Raw genomic sequence first — 16,301 nt, forward strand, 5'->3', positions numbered from 1 at the left:
AGTATCTAACTTCATATCATAGAGCAACTTTAAACAGTTTTTCTATTGATTAAGAGCTTCAATTAAAGTAATCAATTTTGCCTCCTCAACCACATAGACTTCCTCGATGCACAGATAATCGTCAGAATTAATTGATTGTACTGGAGAATTGGCAATTGAAGTATTGATCTCGATGGGATTTGCCATGACGAGAATTTTGATGGCTGGTTGAGTAAACAGTTCTCGGTAGTTTTTAAACAGCCAATCCGTTCCATTTTGTAGATTTTGAACGGGATTAAACTGGAAATACCGTCTACCGTTATGTCCTTTTCGATAAGTTAGTTGATTTTTAGTTGAGTCAAAATAAACTCTAATCGAGGACTTCTCATATTTAGGAGGAAGGATTGTTCTTATTGAAATAGCAAAAGTCTTTCCATTAGGTAAATTTAATAAGTAATCAATAATAGTTTGGTCAATTTGTAATCTTCGATCTTCTAAAGCTGAGTAGATTGTTGTTTTAGGTTGAGCAAAAGCAAGTTTAAGAGTTTCTCCGATTCTTCTTGAGGCTTCAAGTTGAGTATATTGTCCCAACAATCTGACAGATTCACTAATTTTTTCAGAAGAGAACCACAGAAGTAAAGAAAATACAAGCAGACCGCCACTAGGTAGAAGACCAGTCATCATGGCAATTGCGTATAACACAGAGGTGAGTGCTGTAAATCCATAAATCTCTCTTTGTTTCTCAGCCTTGTGCTGAGGGGTGTTATCATCTTTTTTCTGCTCGGCTGGTGTAGCTTCTATTTGCTCATTAATATTTTGGGTATGGACAGCCTTTTTTGGACTAACCTCATTTCTAGCTTTTTTCAAACCCACAATTTTCATGCTGCATCCCTACTGTACTGTCTTCTTCCTACTCTTACTCAAGTATGAACGATTCTTTCCGCCTTGCGGTAAGGTTTCTACCTTCCATTATTTCAACAGAGGAAAACTTCAGCACGTTTATCCCTAATACAATATGATTATTCAAGATTTTCAAAAACAACTTTGACTTCTTTGAGAGAAATCATAAGTGTCAACGGCTCAATGGGTGACGCTTTAAAACCAGCCTTAAGGTAAAAAGTTTTAGCTTCTTCCGATACCGATAGAGCATGAACAAGAATTGCTTTGATGCCTGCCAAGTGACTAGCTTTTGAAGTGCGTAAAATGGCATCTCGTAACAGGCCTCTCCCAATTCCTTTCCCTTTCCAAGAACAATCGACGGCCAAACGGGCTAAAATCATCACGGGAATCGGATTAGGCATATTCCTTTTAATCAAGCTAGTGGCGATTTCCCGTTCGACTGAGCCAACGGCCAACGCATAGTAAGCGACGACTTAGTTCCCGACACAGACTACATAGGTACGGTACGTCAAGCTCAACTTGCGGCTATGAATGGTTTGATTGATTTCGTCAAGTTTGGCTAGTTTAATAGAGATTGGTTATGATTAATTTAATTTTTAATTGACACAAGTGATGCCTCAATTTGACGGCTTAACTCTCATCGGTAAATTGACAAAATTTTACCTTTTTTCAAAAAGAATTAGTTAAGAGTAAGCCTTGATTAAAGAGAAAAATCCTGAAAATTGGCTCAATGAAACAAAATTTGATTAAACTCAACCCTAAAATGTCAGTTGTTTGTCCCAATAAAGATGAGGCGATAACGCTCTATCAACAAGTACAGAGTTATTTTGATGGAGGACTGGTTTATCAGCCTGAAAATGTCATCTTCGATGTAGGAGCAAATATCGGTTTATTTAGCCTTCTGGCTAGTCAGCAATGTCAGGGAAACTGTCAATTGTATGTCTTTGAACCGATTCCTGAGATTTACAATTATTTAGAAACCAATTTAAAAACACTTTTGCCTCATCCATTTTTTTTATTTCCCTTTGGTTTAGGGGAAATTGAACAAGAGCTAGAGTTTACTTATTTCCCCAAAGCTACAGCTTTATCAACCCGCTATATTGAAGAACTCGAAGTTGAGCGACAACATTATTATAGTCTGGCTAAAGAATCTTTAAAAGAGGCACCCTTCCCCTGGAATTTACTAACTTATTTGCCTAGTTACTTCACCACGTATTTACTTAAACAATTAATCAATAAAAGGTTAGAAAGCGAAGTTGTTGTTAGTTCAATCAAGCCTCTTTCAAAAGTAATCGATGATTATCAGGTTGAGCGAATTGATTTACTGAAAATTGATGTTGAGAAAAGTGAATTAGATGTTTTACAGGGAATTGACCTAAAACACTGGAATTTAATTCGTCAAGTAGTTGTCGAAGTTCATGATCTCGATAATCGAGTAGAGTTCATCAAAAATTTTTTAATTCAAAAGGGATTTAGAATTACCATCCGACAAGAACCGTATTTCGAGAAATTAGGCGTTTTTACAGTTTATGCCCAAAAATAATTCTATTTATCTTAAGTGTTTTAATTCAAGGTTACTTAAGAACTTTTCAATACTTACACAGGATTGAGCAACACCGTTTTCTTGTTGAATTTGCGCTCCAACTGTACTAGCTTGTTTCAACAATTGATGATTATTCAGGATTTTGGTTAACGTTAGAACGATTTCTTGAGTTTGATAATGCTTTAAAAATAAGGTCTTGCCCACACCTAATCGTTCAACTCTCGCTGCATTATCGAACTGGTCGGCTCCAAACGGAACAACGAGCATCGGTTTACCAGCTTTGAGAGCTTGAGCCGTTGTCCCGATTCCTCCCTGATGAACGATCGCTTTACCAAATGGAAACAGAAGAAAGTGCGGCGCATAATCAACCGCGATAATTGTGTCATCCAGTAAATCGCTAGGTTTGTTTCCCAGATTTCTACCTGTTAGTAGTACAGCCCTCTCTCCTAATTTCTTAGCCGCCATTGCACTCTCAGAGTAAAAAGTTTTCCCGACTTCGACTGCCGATGAACCCAGAGTGAAGATCAAAGGTGCTGTTCCTTTCTTTAAAAATTCCCTTAACTCGTCAGGTAGCTTATAATCAATCGGCTCAAAATACGAAAACCCCGTTAATCTAGCTTGTGCTGGCCAATCAGGCTGTGGTGGGGCAAGCAAAGGAGAAAATAAACCTAAAATCAAGTCAGGAGAATTTTGGTCGTCAAAAAATGGATCTTTCGCAGGCGGTAATCCTAATTCTTTTCTCAGTTTTTGAATCGGATGACTCGTTGAATAGAACGAAAATTTAGAAAACTGAATGAATAATCGTTTAAACCATAAAGGGAAACCCTGCAAGTTGAGTTTGGGATTGAAGATAGGTAGGTCATGAGCCGAAAAAAAACTAGCTGGAGCTAAAGCGGTTGAAATCCAAGGAATTCTTGTTTTTTGAGCAACAAGTGGGGCAGCGAAGGCAATCGGATGGGAAATCAGTAGTCTTGCATCTTGACAAATTTCCCCTAAATCATTGTAGCTATCTTGAAGATGAGGTAATAGTACCTCAGAGAAAAGAAATTTAATTCCATCAGGCCGAAACGTCCTTTCTACTAGCTCAGTGCGGGAAAAGTATTGTTCTACGTCGGGTCTGATTGCTCTAAACTCGATTCCTTCTGGCTCGACAAACTCTCGAAGACTTTCTTGAGCCGCTATGATGGGGTTGTAGCCTCGTTGTTTTAATTCTTTTGAGATTGCTAAGTAAGGGTAGAGATCACCTAACGAGCCAATCGTATTAATAACTATTTTAGATTTCATCAGTTTTCCCTTAGCTATCTCTCAAGTTAAAGTAAGGTTGAAATTTAGAAATAATTTTAGGCAATTATTCTTTAAAAAGCCATGATTACCTTCTACAACCCAATCATCGAAACGACTTTCTGTTTCTCATTTGTGCTGACACCTCAAGGAATCGCTAATCGGCTTGCAAGTCTTCCAGCACTCTTTCAATTTTCATTTTAAGAAGTGGAACCTTGTCTTAATTAAATGTGTTTTATGGCTATAGAACATCAGTTTTTCCCATAATTGTCCAATTTTGAGACTAATGGTGCTGTTTTCAAAAAAGGCTAGGAACAGTTACCAAATTACCTGTATGTATTGCCAGTTTTTGATTTTTTCATCTTTCGAGACTAATGATGCTTTATAGACTAAGCAACTGGCGACGATTAGACGGTCAGATGGATCGCCATGAAAGTCTCCTGGTAATCGGGTTGAAAGTACGGAGATCTCAGGAGTTAAGGGAAGTAATTTGACCTTGGGACGTTGAAGGGCCACATCTATCCAGACTTGCACATCTATTGATAGTCCAATTCGCCCTTTGGCGACAAGCATAGCCAATTCCCAACAACAGATTGCAGGAATGCCAATAAGGTCAGTTTCACTAATGCTCCTAGAAGCGTTTGATGAGAGATTTGTGGACTCGTTTATCCACCAGATCCAGGCATGGGTATCGAGAATGATCACTGTTCGGCATCCCACTCTTCATCTATCGGGGAAATTAAATCATGCTCAAAGATCACACTGTCTTTTAAAGGATTAATTTTGCTTGGTTTTTCACTCGGTATAGAAGTTGGTAAAGGTTGCTGGAATGCCAGAATGATGCGATGCAAGACTTCAAGATGTCCCTCATCTACTGAGTCAATTTCAATTTTTAACTGTTCACGGTTAATCATAAGTGTCATTAGATGAAAGTTTTTTGTTTTTTGTCGAACTAGAAACAAGTAATCTATTGAGGGTTGCGTTTGTTAAACCAGATTTCTAGTTTCTCTTTTAACATCTTTTCACCACCCAATGACTGAAACGGCTTTCTGTTTCTCCTCGGCTGAAACTTCTAAATAACGTTGTAACGTCCCTAAATCATTATGGCCCGAAATCTCTTGAATATGTCGTAAAGGAATCCCCGCATTGTGCATTTGAGTTAGTGCCGTCCGTCTGAAGCTATGGGTACTCACCCCCTCAACACCGATGCGTCGGCAAGCGTCTTTTAACAATTTATCCGCCATAAATCGACTTAGATGACCCCTACCGTGCATTCCTGGAAATAACGCCCCATCATTAGGCGGTTGATATTGCTGTAAAATCAGAGCAAAAGCGGGTGTGATGACGACTTGACGAGTTTTCAGCTTCCCTTTGGTGGTAGACTTACGAAAAGTAATGGTATTGTTGCGAACATCCGTGACTAACAGTGCCAACGCCTCCGAAATCCGACAACCCGTAAACAAACAGATGGCAAAGAGCGCACGAGCGCGTTCTGAAGTGAATCCTTCTTTAAATAACCGTTCTAATTCACTAGCGGTTAAGACTTTAGCTTGTCCGTTGCCGTTGACTTTCATGGGAAATTTTTGCGCCTTTTTCCTTCATTCTACGATAGTCTGTTTTCGTTGAATAGACGCTACAAGGGCGAGGTTTCGTTAGCTGAGGCTAATACACCTGTATAGTTTTAAATATCTTATAGGGGGTTGACTTCAATGAGATGGTTGTAACCCTGATCTTCTCGTTCCACTGATAAGCTTTCATTATTTCCGTATTTACGATTCGTCGTGTTTACATAAATTTACATTGAAGAAAAATTTACCTACCGACTCTCCCATTTTTCAAGCCCTAAAGTTGTTAATAAATAGACGATCAGTTATAACCTAAATTAATTTGAAGCATCAGGTTGAAAAGCCTTAATGAACTGGATTCTCTTAACTGGCTCACTCGCCTTTTTACTGCTTAGATTTCCCCTCAGCCTCTCTTGGTTAGAAAGTCAGGCTAAGTTACCCGTCTTCGCTCAAACGCCAAATGCTAAAAAACCTGCCTCTACCCCTTCTCCTCAAGTCAAACTGTTAAGTGCAGGTCAAGCTCCCCGACAAAAGTTATCTTTTAATCCTTCTGAGAATAGTCAACAAACCATCAAGGTCAAGGTGAATCCTGAGTTCAAATCGGCTATGAACGGCCAACCCATTCCTGATGCTAGATTGTCCGATGTAGAGATGACAATTCAGACTAAGGTCACAAAAATCGAGCCGAATGGAAATATTCACCTTGAATTTATCTACTCACAAGCTCAGATTAGCCCAATACCTGGTCAACCGCCTCAAGAGAATCGAGAGTTGGCTGGCTATCGAGGAACGATTATCGTTGACCGACAGGGGAGAAGAAAAAATGGCAATCCGTTTATCTCGAACAAGACTCTCGATGACAATACAAAAAGTGCTTTTGAATTCGTTTCTAGCTTGCTCGTTCAATCGTTAATTCCTTTGCCGTCTGAACCGATAGGCGTGGGGGGAAAATGGCAAGTGACTCAACCGCTTAAAGTTGATCGGATTAACCTAACTCAAATTAGTACCTACAAGTTAGTGAGTCGCACTGCAAATCAGGTCAAAATTGCTTTGACAACTCAAGAGCAAGCAAAACCTCAGTCAATTCAAGTAACAGAGAAGCCGAACACGCCATCACCTTTTGTTCTTTATTTAGAGTCTCATCATGCTAAAGGTCAAGGAGCAGCGACCTTAAACTTGAATCAAGTGATGCCAAGCAATCTGACGATGAATTTTCAACTTGAGCGACGGATGAGGATGAAGATGAACAATAATCCACAAGCTAATATTATGACGATTCAAGGGTTAGTCGATTTTCGCTTAACTTCTAATTAAGATGAATTGAGCGAGTCTTAATAACTCCATTTTTTGACCTTGGATTGATTCTTAAAGCGATTTAGTAAACTGGCGAGCAAGATGAAGATTTTAAAAAATCAGCAACAATCATTATTGATCAAGAAAACGAGAATTTTGTTCGGTCTATCATTCTTGTTATCGAGTAACATGACTGGTCTATCTGTTGCCCAAGCTCAACCAGACCCATGTCCCTATCAGGGAGTAACTGCACCGAGTCAGGAGACGAGAACATTTGAGCATCAAAAGTTAGGTTTTTCTTTCCAACTTCCTGCCAATTATAAAGCCATCAAGCCCGATTCAAGCACAGAAGTAATGGTGATCGATCCAGCTAGTTATAGCTTTACTGAATGTATTAAGAAAGTGGGTTTTGAAAATATTCCCAAACTTAAAGGACTACATGAAGATTCTCTTTGGCCAAGTATTTCTATCTTTGCTCAATCAGGACACTTTAAACATAGAGCCGATTTGATGGATGCGATTAGAATACGTGGGCCGATTGAACTTCTAGGAAGGACAACAATCTCTGGACAGGAAGCAATCGTTTATCTTGTAGAGACGCTTCAACACGAAATTCAAATTTCTTTTGCCACACCAGACCAGAAAAATTTAATTACTATATGGACTGAAGCTGAATACCAACCAACACCTTCAGGACGTTATGTTCCGTCTGCTATACCAAATGAGCAAGTTTTCCAATCACTTCTTGATACTTTTAAGTTCTCTGAAACTGTTGATAATTCTAGTCCAGTCAACGTAGGAGAAATTTTGAAAGTCAAAACCTTTTTTAATGGCGATAGTGATACAAAGCCTCCAGGTCAGTATTTAATTAATAAAGTAGATTTACCTAACCAATCGCTGCCCCTTTATATTATTTCTCAACAAATGATTCCATACGTTTCTGCTTGTGCGATTGGAATTGATCGCTGGGTTTGCTTCAATGGGGTGTACATTCCTAAGAAATCAACTTATCAACAAATATTAGCATTAGGATTAACTCAATTCGCAACGCTCCAACCAACAAAACAATGGTTGAATAATATGCCTTGCCTTCAGGTGAGTGATCGCCAATTTAATATTAATGAAATTTATTGTTACGATGGCAATAAATACAAAGAATTTACTCAAAAGAAAAAATAGCATTTTCCCCCGCATCTTTCTGTATTTACAGAAAATTACATTTACGCTTTTACAAAAAATGTTGCTCCAACAAATCCCTAACTAAATCTGCCATCGGTATGCCCTGCTCAACCGATTTCAGCTTGATCGCCCGATGGAGATTTTCGGATACATCGATCGTCAACCGTTTCATTTTAGTGGGGGAAACTTCTTTAATTGGTTCAGGGGGTGTGCTACGAGTGGATATCCAATCCTCAATGTTGGCTTCTGGGGTGACGGGCTTGGGGGTGATGGGAACTCTTTTAGCGGACATAGGTTAATAACTCCTCGACTAACGTTTCGATCTCAAGAGCGGCCTGTCCCTTCGGGTCGGTTTCCAAAACGGTTTCTCCTGTGGCTGCTGATTCAGCAAAGGCTACTCGTTGACAGATAGACTTAGCAGCAATCGGAAAGCCAAACTGTGAGAGGGCTTCTCTCACATCTCGCCCAATCGCTGTATTTACGATTTTACGATTAATTACAAATACAGTTTTCAGATTTTCTTTAAATATAGAAGCTTCTTTGATGAGATTGATAACTTCCTGTGCTGCCCAGACATCGTAGGGAGAAGGTTGAACGGGAATGACCACTAAATCGGCGGCAATAATCCCCGATCTGGCTAGTTCACTAACTCTCGGTGGCCCGTCGATCACTACATGGTCGTAATCCGAGGCGAGTTTGGGTAAGTCTCGATGAATGGTGGGGCGATCTAGACCGATGACGTTAAACGGAGGAGGTGTTGCTCTAGCGGCTGCCCAATCTCTTGCCGATCCTTGAGGGTCTGAGTCGATAAGTAACACCCGTTTTCCCTTTCTTGCCAGTACATGAGAGATGTGAATGGTTAGGGTCGTCTTGCCCACACCGCCTTTTTGATTCTGGACGGAGATGATCATGGGGTTTCTTTACGATTTGACGATTAATCGTATTTACAGATTAACACATTTACGGATTTCTGTATTGACTTTTCTCGTTGCCCTATGTGGCTTAAAATTATGGCTGTCGGCGAAAATATAAGGTTCGTGCAACCAAGGGCAAGCAATTCTTTTGTACTATTCTTTCAGCCCTTTTTTGGGCAGATGGGAAGAAAAATAGATAGAAAGATCTTGAGTTCGCGATTGCAAAATTCGTCTACTTTTTTTACCTTCGATTATCTAGTTATTCAACTTTGTAGTATGCTATAGTTTATTTTTACTACTTGGAAAAAGGCCTGAAGGATTTTGCAGGATTTTGAAGGGTTTTGAAGGGTTTTGAAGGGGAGCCTGAAAGCTTGATCGGGCAAGGGTTTCAGACTGTCAATTTTGAGAAGAAAATTCATCTAGTTGAAGGGAATGAAAGTTTTTTTGTTGCAGGTGCAGGAATTTGCAGGAATTTGCAGGAATTTGCAGGGTTTTGAAGGGGAGCCTGAAAGCTGTAGCCTGAAAGCTTGATCTGGTCAGGGTTTTGGCAGATATTTGGGTCATTGTAATTTGACAAAAATACTACAAAAAAAATATTATCAACTACAAAAAGGGAATTTGATGCAAGTTCAGAGTTCATTCAAGCTCAATTGAATCAGAGAGTTCAAGTTGAGATCTCATCTCTAAAACATTTTGGTGAAGATTCTGACAGTAATTGATGCTTTTCGGTAACTCTAGCTCAAGAGCATGATCTGATTGCATCAGGATACGATAGCTTTCCAAAGATGGTAAATCATCTTCAGAGAACAATTGGTAGGCGATATTGAGATCGATTAATTCAGGAGTCATTTCATAGTGATCCTCTTCTAAGTCAGCAATGACCGACTCTTTCAATTCAAGGTAGAGGCGACGATTGATCTGATTTTCTTTCTCAAGAGCCGAACGAATCAGCGAGAACCTTTCAAAATCTACTTGACTAAGGCTGTTTAATTCAACCATCCATAAAAGATCAGACTCAGTGGCTTGAAACAGCTTTTCTCCTGTAGAAGCTGATTGAAGGGTAATAGTAGTCGAGTTTTCATCTCTGCGATACTTCAAAGTGTAGAAATCGCCTTCGTATTCAGTGGTGAGTTGGAATCTGAGGAAATCTTGGAGCAAAGAGATGGTTGAATTAATGGGTTCCGAACTGCTTTCTCGTTCACGGTCTGTATCGGTTGGAAAAATAGATTTATTTTGGGCAGATGGGAAAGAAGTTATTTGCTGCTTAATTTCTTCTCCTGCCTCAATTTCAATGGCAATTAACTCATTAAGTTCCTCATTTGCAGCGTTGCTAGAAGCTAGTTCAAGATTGATCTCGTTGATCGTCTCGTACAAATCCCCAATCTGGTATTTGTCTCTAAATTCTTGTAGATTTCCCTGAAGAATAGATTGTTCTCTCATGCGGTGTAGTTCTGGCCCTAAGTGGACTTGAGCGATACGGTCTGTAATCCCTTGAGCGACTAAAGTACGATGGTCGATCTTCTCCTCAACTAGCCCAAGATTTTTAAGAGCCGCATTAACGTGATTAGCCCATGCTTCTCTCTGCTCTACTAATAGCTCGGTTGAATTCCAGTCTCGATTTTTCTTCAAACTAAAGCCCTGTTCGCTAATGTCTCTCATGGTGAGCAGCACATGAAAATGAGGATTATCACTGTTCAGGTCATGAAAAGCCACATCGGCGATCATGCCCCGATTAACAAATTGTTCCTGCACATACTCTAAAGCCAAATCTTTCATCTGCTCTTTCTTGAGTTCAACAGGTAGAGCGATATTAAATTCACGAGCAAGCTGGGAGTCTTTTCGGTTCTCGGCTGCTTCGACAGTATTCCATAACTTCTCACGGTTCCTCACCCAATCAGGAGCGTTTTCTGGAGCCAAAATTATTGTCGAGTCTACCCCTTGTTTTTTGGTGTAATCAAAACGAGTCCCCAACCGTTGATCAGTTAATTTATCACCAGCACGATAAGCAGCAGCAGCAAGAATACTTTTGCCACCACTACGGGAGATAATTTTGGCTGAGGCGTGATAGATGGCCATCGAATGAAATGAGAGTAACAAGGTGTGATTAACTTCTTTCCCATCTGCCCAAAAAATAGATCATTACGAAGCGATGAGATTGAAAATAAGTCAGAAGTTTTTGGAATCTATCGAGGGGGTGTTCAGAGGGGGGTACCCCCTTTGACGCATGGCGTTATTTGTCCAAGTTTTGTCTGAGCGTTAGCGAAGGTCAAAACTTGTTGACAAATAACGTATAAGTGCGCCATTACTGCGCCATTACTGCGTAATGGAAAGCAGACGATAAGCTTAGTGTAACACTTCTAGGTTTTGAACGTAGGCAGTAAGTTGGGGGAAGAGCTAAGATGGTTCTATCAAGGCTTTGAAAGATTGAGTAATGAATAAGCGATTAGAACAGTTGTTAAAGAAGCAAGAGGAACTTAAGGCTCAGATTCAAAAGATTAAGGCGACTGAAGCAACACAGAAGCGTAAAGAAGATACGAGACAAAAAATTCTCTTAGGTGCTTTAGTGTTAGAGATGATGGAGAGAGGGGAATTAGATAAGAATGTTATTTACAAGCGGTTAGATGGGTTTTTGTCTAGGTCGGGAGATCGGACGTTATTTAATTTACCTGAAAAGGAAATTAAGGATGAGCCAACATCGAGTTCAGATCCTAAGCCAACATCAAATTCGGAAAGTGTAGGCTTACCACAGTCTTTTGAGGTGTTCCTTGACTCGCTCGGTTCTGATAGGATTAAAGTTCTCAAGCTCACTCGTGACTTGACTAATTTAGGACTTAAGGAGGCTAAGGATTTAGTAGAATCGGCTCCGACGTTGTTGATGAAAGTCAAGAGCTTAGATGAAGCACAGGGGATGAAAAAGCAATTAGAAGAGTTCGGAGCGACTGTTACTGTAAGAAAGACTTTTGACTGACCCAGATAAAGAATATGTTCGGGTCAAATTTAGGTACAAAAGCTAGGGAAACCTTGCCTGATGAGGCTGGTTATTTGAGAAAAACAAAGTAGTTAATTATCTGTCCAGACTCAGCAGTGTCGAGGTTTAGGAATTGGGTTGGTGTGGGTCTTTGTCTTCAATCGAACACCTTTTAATCCAACCCGATTCTGACCCTGCTTTTAGATAGAGTTTGAGTCTAATTTTCTTCTCTTGTGAGACGATTTCGGATTACTTTGAGTCGGTACGCCTTGCATCTTTATCCTTAAAATCGGTGACGTTTTTTTTGTAGTCGTCTTTGATCATTTTTTGAGATAGCGATCGCCGCATTCGGTGAAGATGGATAAGGCTTGTAGGGGATCGAGCGTGCAATCACAGCGACGAGCAAAGCTCCATTAGAAATGTACTCTCCCATGTCGTTTTCAATTAAATGCTTTAATCGGTAGCTACCCACGCTAGGGGTTTTAATAATGGTCATCTCACTCAAAGACGACATACACAACATCACTTGACGTTTGAAATTATCACTTAACATTGTTTCCGTTTCTAATTCTCGATTCCAGTTCTGCCATTCATAAGGAATTAAACCGTGCGGACATAACCAGGGTTCTTTTTTAATCGCCTTCAAAATGGTTGGCTTACGCACAGAGAAAAAAGTAATTTTCTTTGGCGGCTCATAACTTTTTTGTTTGGCTAGATAACGGACTAATTCTTGCGCTCGTTGTTTTCCAATGACAATTCCCGATTCAAGTCGAGCATCATTAGCAATATCAGAATAGTCGAAAACTTCGCCATCAAGTTCTACGGTTTCGGTTCGTTCATTGTAAGCCAAGCGATTATCGTATTTTTGAATTAACCAATCATAGAAGAGACGTATTTTTGGCTGTTTTTGAGTAGATTCATCCATAATACTCTTTCGCTTCTAGGGAAGAAAGTACATCTTTAGTTTAACTTTAACCGTTCAGCACACTTGGCCCAGACGCTCTTCTTTAGTTAGCCAATTTGTTAAAAAAGAAAACAATTTTAATTGTTTTCATGACAACACCTCACAGAGTGCGAAAATCTGAGTTAGTAAGTTAACCCTCGTCTCATCTGGAATAAATTCCCATAAAATCAGCCAGTCTGATTGAGAATATATACTTAAAAGGCTTCCAAATTCCTCTAAAAGTTGGTCATTTTCTGCCAGTGGTAGGAAAGTTTTGCCCAAATATTCCAGTTCGGAAGTATTACTTTTTGGTGGCTCATCTCCACTGGAATTTTTTACACATTTTACTTTAAAGGACTCTATAAGCAAAATGAGTAATTTTTTAAACCGCGAGATATGTTGCTGAGAGTAGCCCGTTAAAAAGCTTACAGCCGTTTGTGTAACTTTCTTTCCTTCACTGGTTAACTGGGTGACGGCTTCACGGATTAAGCGTATAGTACGTTGGTTCTTAGTTTCAGCATCGGGTGTAATTTCTTTAGCTTTAACTTGATTGACTTCACCTAGCCAAGAGAGGTCATGATTCGAGAGAACAATAACCTCAAACTGGCGTTTAGGATAACGGCTAGCCCGTAGCCGTCCGATCTCTTGTTTCACTAAAGAATTGACTCGATGCTGGTAGTAGCGGCTAAAACTATCTGTATCTTCATCGGGATCTTTACCCATAATTACTGCAAAATTATGTTTGATCGCTTCAAGATTAGGCATCGGTAGCCCATCAACAATTAGGGTAGATTTGCCTTCTACGGCGTTCGTCCCTTGAGAGTGTACAAAATGGTTTAGCGCGTCTGGATCGTCAGAGGAATGCCTTTTTGGGCTAATTACAGCGACATTCTCTTTACCCTTGGTTTCTCTAATATAGTCGATGATCGCCTTAACTCTCTCAACCTGTCGCTTACCGCGCTGTTGGCCTAGTTTTCCTAAGTCAATGACCTGAGTGTAAGTAATATTGTTGATTTCTGGTGATTCACACTCGATTACCTCTACCGATTCGCCTAGACGGGCTTCTAAGTTTTTAGGAAACTCAGTAGCCGATAGGAAAATGTTTTTATAGGCTGAATGCGCGATCGCCGTTAATCGTTCGTCTGGGTAAGAGATGGTTAACTCGCCATTAGCCATATTGAGGTAGCCGCGACCGTCAAGGGCATCAAGACAGTGGAAAAGCCAATCTTTAATAACTTCTTGCTTTACAACGTCGGCTAAATCATCGTCTTTAACTGAAAATTTGTTTCTGACTTGACGCGGTAGATCGGCGATTTTTTCGCCGTATTCATTAACAGGATCTAATAGTTTTTCTAGGTCGTTTCTGAGCCAACCTGCTAGGGAATTATAGTCAAGATCGCTAGGTAAAAGCAATTTTAGTTCGTCTTTTAATTGTTTTCCTGACCAGCCAAATCTAGGTTGTTTTTTCTTGAATAATTTTTTAAGCCGATTTAAGAACGGGTTAATCTTAGCTGCTAGTTCTAAGTCTTCCGAGACGGCTACAATCACTGCGTTTACGTCTTCTTCCGTGACTTTAACCGTTTTAGTGGTATTGAAACTGTTCTCGCTTTCTTCCCAAAAAATTAAAGTACGACTATAGTCACTATCAATTGAATCACTTAAGCTAGAAGGATGTATTACTAGCCGATCCTCATTTTTTAAAAGTTCCCGTCTTTGATGGATGTAATCATAAGTTTTGCCCATTGAACATAACTCAAATTGAAGACAACCGCGACAGACGACAGATTGATCGGATGCGTCCTTAATATTCTTACTGGCCAGCACGGCTAAGGTTTTGGGACGGTAACAATTAGGTTCAACTATTAAAGGTTGATCATTGTTTTTACGCCGTCTGATTTCTCCTAAATTGCTTCTCGTTAGCCCGTTGTGCCTTCCCTGAACAACAGGCCAGTCTTTCAAGGAAGGAGTGGTAACATTCCTGGGGTCATTGGTTACATAAATTATTCGATCAATTTCGCCATCGAATAGATCGACAGTTAAGCGGCCCGCGTCAAAGGATTTACCCAAACCCGTTCCACTAACGTCAAGAAGATTTTTTGCTTCGGAATCGAGCCAAGTCTGAAGGCGATCGCATTTTTGATATTTTTTCGATTCGATGGGTAAGAGTTCTGTTGGTTCCGTTTTTCCAAATCCTACGGGCTTAATTCGATTTGCCTTCTCTGTAAGTTGGGAAACAAGCTTCTTAAATGTCCATCGATTTTTAGAAATTAATTTATCTTGTGTAGGTTTTTGATTGGGTGAAAAAGCTAAAAATTCGTCAACTGATAAATAAGCGATCGCCTTTAACTTGTCGTTACTTATCTCATCAATATCGCCATCAGATTTTTGAAGTTGTTCCCACCATGCGACATCAATCTGATAATTCCATGATTTAAGTAGGTCAAAAACTTTAATGTACTGGCTTAAAACGTTATTATTTTGAAAACTACCGCCATCGGGAAATAAAATAACCCGTTTGGCTCCCAATTGTTCTAAAGACTCCTTAAAAATTGCTGAACTACTGGCAAAATTCCCTCCCGCAGCACCGATAACAGGAATTCCTAATCTTAGACTGGTTAAATAAGGTTTGAAGCCCGTACCTTCCGTTAATCCTACAATGCCATCATCAGACACTTGAGACGGTTTATAAACAGCGATAGGTAATTCACCGTTTGGTAACTTGGTTGATTTAGCTTCGTTTGACAACCAAATATATTTATTACCGTCGTCTAGGTTATCCTTTCTAAGTTGAAAACCGACATACAAGCCGTTAACGTCGGGAATCGGGATTAGAATTCCACCATTCGGAGTGATTAACCCTAACCCGCGCTTATTCGTTCCTGCTAATCGATTCGAGACAGAAAAGTCTAACTTTTGCCACTGGGTAACACTTCGATAATTAGCCGCTTCTATCTGAGAATCAGTAAAGCCACGATTTTTAAGCTGTTCTCTGTGGGAGTCTGATAAAGTTAATTGTTTTAAGATTTTACGGATTTCTTTATCTCTCTCTTTTAAAGACAGCGATCGCTGATAGCGTTGTGAGATCGCTTGTTTTTCTTGTTCTCGTTGCTGTTTCCATTCAGAACGCTTGGCTTGACTCCATGAGAACGCATCAGCTTGCTCTGCCCACAAACCAAAGCCTAGATTATCAAGCCCTCGGAAAATATAATCAATCGGGTTAGCTTCGGTATGACGGCAGTGTATCAAGCCGCTTTGAAGATTTTGCCGACAGTCTTTTCTCGCACCATCACAGACGGGGCAAGAAAGGCGGGTGAAGCGTTTCCAGTTATTCATGCTTCACCCCCAACTGCCCAAGTTAAGAGGGCATCTGGAGGTTGTGGAAGCAATTAGCTCCTGATAGTTTTGACCGTTTCGTTTTGGTTTCACTGTCCGACTCCTTTGTTTTCATCGATTGAGTCGGGACGAGCTTTTATTTAAATGACCAGTTCAACCCCTTTACCATAAAATGTCTTGCCGTCCATCGTTCGATGTGGCACTAGGTAACTAACATCTCTAAAATGCTCAATTCCCTTGCTGCCTCAAATCGCACTCGGCAAGCAAGGAAACATTAAGAGAACATTTGTTAAAAAGTGCATCATTCGCTAGGATAGAAGTAGTTTTTTATAAATTTGTGGGGGTTGAGTTGTAAGCTCGTCCCAATTCTGGTCACGTCAGCGTGGCTATATCCACTTTTATT

General features: G+C 40.0%; 15 protein-coding genes. 4 read left to right on the forward strand and 11 right to left on the reverse strand.

The window, feature by feature from the left end; genetic code table 11:
- Positions 1–42: 42 nt before the first annotated feature.
- On the reverse strand, positions 43–861 hold the full coding sequence (locus CFPU101_RS23040) for a hypothetical protein (RefSeq protein WP_206817930.1): 819 nt from the start codon (positions 859–861) through the stop codon (positions 43–45).
- Positions 862–998: 137 nt separating this feature from the next.
- On the reverse strand, positions 999–1,280 hold the full coding sequence (locus tag CFPU101_RS23045) for a GNAT family N-acetyltransferase (protein ID WP_206817932.1): 282 nt from the start codon (positions 1,278–1,280) through the stop codon (positions 999–1,001).
- A 329-nt stretch (positions 1,281–1,609) separates the two neighbouring features.
- Between CFPU101_RS23045 and CFPU101_RS23050 the strand changes: the two genes are divergently transcribed.
- On the forward strand, positions 1,610–2,422 hold the full coding sequence (locus tag CFPU101_RS23050) for an FkbM family methyltransferase (RefSeq protein WP_206817934.1): 813 nt from the start codon (positions 1,610–1,612) through the stop codon (positions 2,420–2,422).
- A gap of 6 nt (positions 2,423–2,428) precedes the next feature.
- Here CFPU101_RS23050 and CFPU101_RS23055 read toward each other — a convergent pair whose 3' ends face one another.
- The 4 genes from CFPU101_RS23055 to CFPU101_RS23070 all read right to left on the reverse strand — a co-directional run bounded on the left by CFPU101_RS23055 (position 2,429) and on the right by CFPU101_RS23070 (position 5,277).
- A complete protein-coding gene (locus CFPU101_RS23055; RefSeq protein ID WP_206817936.1) occupies positions 2,429–3,706 on the reverse strand; it encodes a glycosyltransferase in 1,278 nt (425 codons plus the stop codon).
- A gap of 315 nt (positions 3,707–4,021) precedes the next feature.
- Positions 4,022–4,423 (reverse strand): type II toxin-antitoxin system VapC family toxin, encoded by a 402-nt coding sequence (locus CFPU101_RS23060; RefSeq protein WP_206817938.1) that lies wholly within the window; start codon positions 4,421–4,423, stop codon positions 4,022–4,024.
- Positions 4,405–4,617: a hypothetical protein gene (locus tag CFPU101_RS23065; RefSeq protein WP_206817939.1), complete on the reverse strand. Its 213-nt coding sequence runs from the start codon at positions 4,615–4,617 to the stop codon at positions 4,405–4,407. The genes CFPU101_RS23060 and CFPU101_RS23065 overlap by 19 nt, the downstream gene beginning before the upstream one ends.
- A 108-nt stretch (positions 4,618–4,725) precedes the next feature.
- The gene (locus tag CFPU101_RS23070; RefSeq protein ID WP_206817940.1) at positions 4,726–5,277 is read right to left on the reverse strand and encodes a site-specific integrase; all 552 of its coding nucleotides are present in this window, start codon (positions 5,275–5,277) and stop codon (positions 4,726–4,728) included.
- Between the two features lie 339 nt (positions 5,278–5,616).
- Here CFPU101_RS23070 and CFPU101_RS23075 point away from each other — a divergent pair, with 339 nt between their 5' ends.
- Both CFPU101_RS23075 and CFPU101_RS23080 read left to right on the forward strand, forming a co-directional pair.
- Positions 5,617–6,582: a hypothetical protein gene (locus tag CFPU101_RS23075; RefSeq protein ID WP_206817941.1), complete on the forward strand. Its 966-nt coding sequence runs from the start codon at positions 5,617–5,619 to the stop codon at positions 6,580–6,582.
- Between the two features lie 81 nt (positions 6,583–6,663).
- Positions 6,664–7,740, forward strand: coding sequence for a hypothetical protein (locus tag CFPU101_RS23080; protein ID WP_206817942.1), 1,077 nt, complete (start codon positions 6,664–6,666; stop codon positions 7,738–7,740).
- A 49-nt stretch (positions 7,741–7,789) separates the two neighbouring features.
- On the opposite strand, the gene CFPU101_RS23085 is transcribed toward CFPU101_RS23080, so the two are convergent.
- From CFPU101_RS23085 to mobQ, 3 genes are all read right to left on the reverse strand, one after another.
- Entirely contained in the window at positions 7,790–8,032 is a 243-nt protein-coding gene (locus CFPU101_RS23085) for a hypothetical protein (RefSeq protein WP_206817943.1), read from the reverse strand.
- Complete coding sequence (gene parA, locus CFPU101_RS23090; RefSeq protein ID WP_206817944.1) at positions 8,022–8,651, reverse strand: ParA family partition ATPase; 630 nt, start codon at positions 8,649–8,651, stop codon at positions 8,022–8,024. The genes CFPU101_RS23085 and parA overlap by 11 nt, the downstream gene beginning before the upstream one ends.
- A 639-nt stretch (positions 8,652–9,290) precedes the next feature.
- Positions 9,291–10,730, reverse strand: a complete 1,440-nt coding sequence (gene mobQ, locus CFPU101_RS23095) for a MobQ family relaxase (protein WP_206817945.1) — start codon at positions 10,728–10,730, stop codon at positions 9,291–9,293.
- A 355-nt stretch (positions 10,731–11,085) separates the two neighbouring features.
- Here mobQ and CFPU101_RS23100 point away from each other — a divergent pair, with 355 nt between their 5' ends.
- Positions 11,086–11,622: a 50S ribosomal protein L7/L12 gene (locus CFPU101_RS23100; protein WP_206817947.1), complete on the forward strand. Its 537-nt coding sequence runs from the start codon at positions 11,086–11,088 to the stop codon at positions 11,620–11,622.
- A 283-nt stretch (positions 11,623–11,905) separates the two neighbouring features.
- Here CFPU101_RS23100 and CFPU101_RS23105 read toward each other — a convergent pair whose 3' ends face one another.
- Entirely contained in the window at positions 11,906–12,547 is a 642-nt protein-coding gene (locus CFPU101_RS23105; protein WP_206817949.1) for a hypothetical protein, read from the reverse strand.
- Between the two features lie 126 nt (positions 12,548–12,673).
- The gene (locus CFPU101_RS23110; protein ID WP_206817950.1) at positions 12,674–15,898 is read right to left on the reverse strand and encodes a hypothetical protein; all 3,225 of its coding nucleotides are present in this window, start codon (positions 15,896–15,898) and stop codon (positions 12,674–12,676) included.
- Positions 15,899–16,301 lie beyond the last annotated feature (403 nt).

This window comes from Chroococcus sp. FPU101 (assembly GCF_017312365.1).
Lineage (GTDB): Bacteria > Cyanobacteriota > Cyanobacteriia > Cyanobacteriales > Microcystaceae > Chroococcus.